Consider the following 4,959-nt stretch of genomic DNA (forward strand, 5'->3'; position numbering starts at 1 on the left):
TTTTGACTGTCCAGGCCCTTCAGAAATAAAACGAAAAAAGGTTCCGTCATTTTGACGGAATCTTTTTTTGTCAGTTCTTGTTGTTATTTCGATCGCTTAATTTTTCTTCGTTTTCTTTGTTTTCTTCACCGAGTGTTCTTGAGAATTCTACGTTTAAATTCTTTTTTTCTTGCTGATCTTCTTGTCTTTCATCAAAATTTCTGTTCTCATCATCAAACTTGGACATCTCCCAGCTCACCTCTTTTATCCTTTATTTGGATTGAGTACATCGACCCATGAACTACTATGACCCATTTTTCTTTTAACTATGTAAATCTGACTGCAATTGAAACCATATAATTAAAAACCCGAAAAATTGATTACTGAAAGACGCAGGCAGTTAAAGGAGGAAGCTCAATCATAACTCCTACTTGAGACAAATGAGGATGACGGATAAATAACAAAAACACTGGCCAGTGCTAGGATTTTGATTATAAATTTTTGCATCAATCAGGAATTTTTGTGTATAATGTAGACATAAGGAATGTAGAATAAAACCGCCAGTGCATGAACACTGACGGGATGGCAATATCCGCAATAAGAGCGGAACGATGCTTGAACAAATTACACAAATTGAGGGTAATCCGTCTTAGCCACCGTGAATGGCATACGAGACGGATTATTTCTTTTTATTTGACAGCATCAGCACTAGCACTGCAAAACTAATCATTAATGTTAATGATTGGTATACTGTCATAGGCTCCCCCCCCTTTCAGAGGGCGTCACCGCATCCGCTCATATGCTTCATCTATTGCCTGTCTGTAATTATATCATATAAGCTTGATAGACTTAACGCAAAAAACACCTCAAGTTTACTAAACTTAACTCTCATTAATATCTCTCCAATCTATAATAAATATCAGTGTTATTCACATATAAAGGAACGATTTTTTTGTTGCCCTTTAAAGTAATTGATTTTGAGTGATTCTTATTTTTACCAAAGTAGAGGATGTATCTGTGCTTTTTATCTAGTTTGAAAATGATTCCAGGCACAACTTCTTGTCCCTCAGAAAGACCAGGCGGATCACTTACAGCCGCTCCAGAGCCATTTAACAATGTTGCATATTTTCCCCCCTTCTTTTCTAAAACAATAACGATAAACCCTTCTCCATCCTTTTTGTTTTTAAAATAGACCGGAATTGCTTTTTTCCCATTAATGTAGTTTGTTCCTTTTAATAAAATTGAATTACCCGAAGTTTGTTCTTCTATAGCACTTTTTATTGCTGCTTTTTCAGTACTAAACCAAATTAAAGGATCATTCTTTGATTCTTGGCCTTTTTCTAAAAATAAAAAGGTTAGTCCACAAACAATAAAAATGATAAGGATGAGACTCAAAATAATTATCAGCTTTTTGTTTTTCAAACTACACGCTCCTTTACTAAATTACATATTTATTTATATTTTGATCACCACCATACTTTCTAAACTTGTAAAAAGTTAACTCATTAATTTATTTAGTTTTCATTATAAGGTCCAAGATAATATATTAAAACGTATTTTTCTGTGCGTGATCACGAAATATATATGCGGGGTCGCGCACGATCCCGCACGAAAATCCCCCATGTTCATAGGTCATAATACCTATATGGATTTTAATTGACATTACTTGACAAGGGCGGTGAATCATTATTTCATTTCTGTGCTTGTCCTCGGGTAGTCGCAGCTTGTTCCTTCACAGCTTCCGTTCCTTTTGCCTTCAATTCATCAATAACCTTGGCTACCTCATCAGCAGTCACATTTTTCAAACCTTTCTTCTTAAGTACATCCACGATGGCCTGCGCAGTCGCGTCTTTAGCTTCTTGGCTGTCAAGCAACTTTTCAGCGTCTGCCTTTACCTTATCAATCAGAGTATCCAGTACCGGCGACTTCTTTTCCACGGCCAGCACCAATTTTTCCAGCTGCTTATAGGTTGCGGAATGATACACATAATAGCCGATTAACGACAGAACACCAACCGCCAGCAACTGCAGCACATCAATCAGTACATCTTCAATTAATTTTTCCATATTAGTTAACCTTCTTTACATATTTTTTATTCGCCGTGATCCAGTATCCGGATTTCGTTTTCAACCGTGGCACCTTTTTTACAGGACTTTGACCCGCCTTTACAATCGTAAAGAGTGTGCCCTTTTTAAATTTGGCTGCGCGATACTTGCTAGAAAAATCGGTTGAGCGATACAAATAAACCATCCTTGCTGTCTTAACTTTTTTCGCAGTGCTGAGATAATCTGCTGGATTGTAGAGTTTGGCTGGCTTAACACCGGCTTTCAGTTTGGCGACAAGGGCAAGATTCTGCGCAGTTGTGCCAGTGTAATTGCTGATGCCATAGTTAGCGGCCATCCTTTTGCGGGCTGAATAACTAGACGATAGCTTCTTAGCCTTCAAATAATCCACGAGACTAATTGACTTAATCTTGCCGACAGAACTGCTGACCGACTTAGTGTATTTACCGGCAAAATCCTGCGAAACGTCGAACAACTGTCCATTAATCACTTCATTGTTTGTCCACTGCCACGCTCCTTTTTTTCCATTAAGCCAAGCAGGTTGCTGATAGCTGGCACTGTATCGAGCAAGCCAAGGGTTTTGACAGACAACTTTGATGCGTCGAGACTTGGATCTTTTCCGTTATAAAAAGCCGAACCGGTATAAAGATCGATTTTGTAGCCCTTTGCTTTCATCTGTGCAAGGAATGTATTGGTGTAGCTGGTTAGCTTGCTCTTGCTTGCGGTCGCCAGTTCCACATCAACCACGGCCATACCATAAGACGACTTAAAGCCGACATTTTTAAGACAAGTAGAGAACCATGCCGTTTCTGCCTTCGCGTCTGCGATAGAAGTTAGCCGTGCAAAGTGATAAGCATGCACACGAAGTCCTGCAGCATGAGCATTTGCGATGTTAACGCTCATGGTTGGATCTAGATAACTCGTACTGTCCGAGACTTTGATGACAGCCGCTTTATAGCCGCCCCGCTTAATTGTCTGATAAAAGCTTAGCGGCAGCCCCTTGCTGTTATTCCAGTGGCTCACATCAACGAAGTCTTTTTCCGGTGTGGCTTGTGCCGGCGCAATAAAAGAGAGCACCAACAAAATTGTTAGCGCTCCTGCAATAAGTCCATTCAAAAAACGTTTCAACCAAAATCGCTTCCTTTTATGATATTTTCCCATGTGTCTTTCGCCTCCTTTCCCTTTATGTAAAGAAATAGCGCCATACAGGCGCTTATTTAAGAAAATGGGACAATAAAAAGCTGATAATCGTTGCAATGCTTCCAGCCGTTACAGCCAGCTGAAAGATCGCTTTCCATGTCCATTTATGGACTTCTTGTTTTTTTTGCTGAATTCCACCGAGTAAATCGGTAATGTGCATGTTCTGCTTCATCAGAAACTCATTGGCCTTGTCGTTGCTGATGTTTCCTCTCTTTATCTATAAGGTTGACACGTTCTCTACTGTCAAATTTGATTATAATTATTACTCCGTGCCCATCAATTATGTGGGTAAAGATATAAGCATTAAAGGCTTCGGAAATGAAGTTGTCATGATTCATAAGCGCGTTCAAATAGCGGAGTATCCGCGTTGCTACGGACGTGGAGATACGAAATACAAGCTTGAACATTACATCGATCTCATTGAACGTAGGCCACGTAGTGTTTTTAATGCTAAACCAGTAAAAAGCACCGTCTCCTCTCAACTTCTAGAGATTGGAAAACAACCTTCCGGTCCTAAAGACATGGTGAAATTATTACGTTTATGTGTGGATTATGGGGAAGATAAGGTCATTGCGGCAGTCGAAGGACTTAAGGTCCGTCAGGACCTTTCTATAGAACTCGTTCGCTCTTCACTCATACCACCTGTGCCTGATATAAAACCGATCCCTCTAACCAATGAAATAAAAGTTCAAACTGCTAAATTGAGCCAATATGATCAATTAATTAAAGGAGAGGACAAGGCTATATGACCACCATTAATCCGACAAAGGAAGCGATTAAACTATACGCGAAGCAGCTCAGAACCCCCTCATTTACTGACTATGAAGCTATTATTCGCCAATTAGATAATGAACAAAGTTATGAACATTTTCTTAGGGATTTGATGAGAAGAGAAGTTTCTCAAAGACAAGAAAACCAGCAGAAACGGAGAATAAAAGCAGCTAAATTCCCTTATCCTAAAACGCTTGATGAATTTGATTTTAGCCGGTTAATCCATATCTCCCCCGCAACGGTTTGGGAATTGGCTAGCTGTGACTTTATCAAAATAGACAGAGTGTTGTGATGATAGGTAACCCTGGATCCGGTAAAGCCCATACTTCTATTGGGATTGGAATGAAAGCCTGCCAAGCTGGATTCACGGTTAAATTCTACACTGCTGCCGGCCTTGCCAATGAATTGGCTGAAGCACATCAATATAATCGTTTGGCTAAATTTGAAAAGAGCTTGTCCAAAATTGATCTATTAATTTTAGATGAATTATCTTATCTCACATTTAATCGTCATCAATCAGAAATGTTGTTGTTTCAAGTCATTTCTGATCGTTCTGAACGTGCAAGCATTATTGTCACCACGAACCTTGAATTTTCAAGATGGACAGAGTTGTTTGAAAATGAAATTATGGTGACGGCATTAATTGATCGTCTCACTTTTCGCTCACATATTCTTGATATGAACGTTGATGATTCATTTCGGTTACTACAAACAAAGAATGAAAACGTTAAGTAATGTCATGCATCTGCAGGAGTATATTTTAGCCTTGTGGATGTACATATGAAAAAAAGTGGCCTATTATTTTCTCAGCGTTTTGACTGGTATGGTCTACTATTTTACAGGCACGAGTGGTCTACTTTTTTTCTGGCACGTGGTCTACTTTTTTATTGACATTCGCAAGTACGAGGAAGTCTATCTCAAAGACTACGTAAATCCAAGAGATGCT

Annotated in this window: 7 protein-coding genes and 1 pseudogene; 2 read left to right on the forward strand and 6 right to left on the reverse strand. The window is 39.2% G+C overall.

The features are described from left to right. Nucleotides 1–70: 70 nt before the first annotated feature. The 6 genes from SIN01_RS15135 to SIN01_RS15140 form a co-directional block, all read right to left on the reverse strand. Nucleotides 71–226, reverse strand: coding sequence for a hypothetical protein (locus SIN01_RS15135; RefSeq protein WP_156994764.1), 156 nt, complete (start codon nucleotides 224–226; stop codon nucleotides 71–73). A 644-nt stretch (nucleotides 227–870) separates the two neighbouring features. Next, nucleotides 871–1,401, reverse strand: coding sequence for a hypothetical protein (locus tag SIN01_RS13950; protein ID WP_010027510.1), 531 nt, complete (start codon nucleotides 1,399–1,401; stop codon nucleotides 871–873). Nucleotides 1,402–1,670: 269 nt separating this feature from the next. Continuing rightward, nucleotides 1,671–2,045 (reverse strand): hypothetical protein, encoded by a 375-nt coding sequence (locus SIN01_RS13955; RefSeq protein ID WP_010027509.1) that lies wholly within the window; start codon nucleotides 2,043–2,045, stop codon nucleotides 1,671–1,673. Between the two features lies 1 nt (nucleotide 2,046). Then, nucleotides 2,047–2,532 carry a DUF5776 domain-containing protein gene (locus SIN01_RS13960; protein ID WP_010027508.1) on the reverse strand — a complete coding sequence of 162 codons (486 nt, stop codon included), beginning with the start codon at nucleotides 2,530–2,532 and terminating at the stop codon, nucleotides 2,047–2,049. Beyond that, nucleotides 2,529–3,203: a GH25 family lysozyme gene (locus tag SIN01_RS13965; RefSeq protein ID WP_047035403.1), complete on the reverse strand. Its 675-nt coding sequence runs from the start codon at nucleotides 3,201–3,203 to the stop codon at nucleotides 2,529–2,531. Before SIN01_RS13965 ends, SIN01_RS13960 begins: the two co-directional genes overlap by 4 nt. A gap of 52 nt (nucleotides 3,204–3,255) precedes the next feature. After that, nucleotides 3,256–3,414 (reverse strand): hypothetical protein, encoded by a 159-nt coding sequence (locus tag SIN01_RS15140; RefSeq protein ID WP_156994765.1) that lies wholly within the window; start codon nucleotides 3,412–3,414, stop codon nucleotides 3,256–3,258. 10 nt (nucleotides 3,415–3,424) lie between these two features. Between SIN01_RS15140 and SIN01_RS13970 the strand changes: the two genes are divergently transcribed. Both SIN01_RS13970 and istB read left to right on the forward strand, forming a co-directional pair. After that, nucleotides 3,425–3,991: a Mu transposase domain-containing protein gene (locus SIN01_RS13970; RefSeq protein ID WP_141306142.1), complete on the forward strand. Its 567-nt coding sequence runs from the start codon at nucleotides 3,425–3,427 to the stop codon at nucleotides 3,989–3,991. Nucleotides 3,992–4,125: 134 nt separating this feature from the next. Continuing rightward, a pseudogene (gene istB, locus SIN01_RS15270) lies at nucleotides 4,126–4,748 on the forward strand (IS21-like element helper ATPase IstB). The last annotated feature ends 211 nt before the right edge of the window (nucleotides 4,749–4,959 follow it).

Origin of the sequence: Sporolactobacillus inulinus (assembly GCF_006539285.1) — a bacterium.
GTDB classification, from domain to species: Bacteria; Bacillota; Bacilli; order Bacillales; family Sporolactobacillaceae; genus Sporolactobacillus; species Sporolactobacillus inulinus.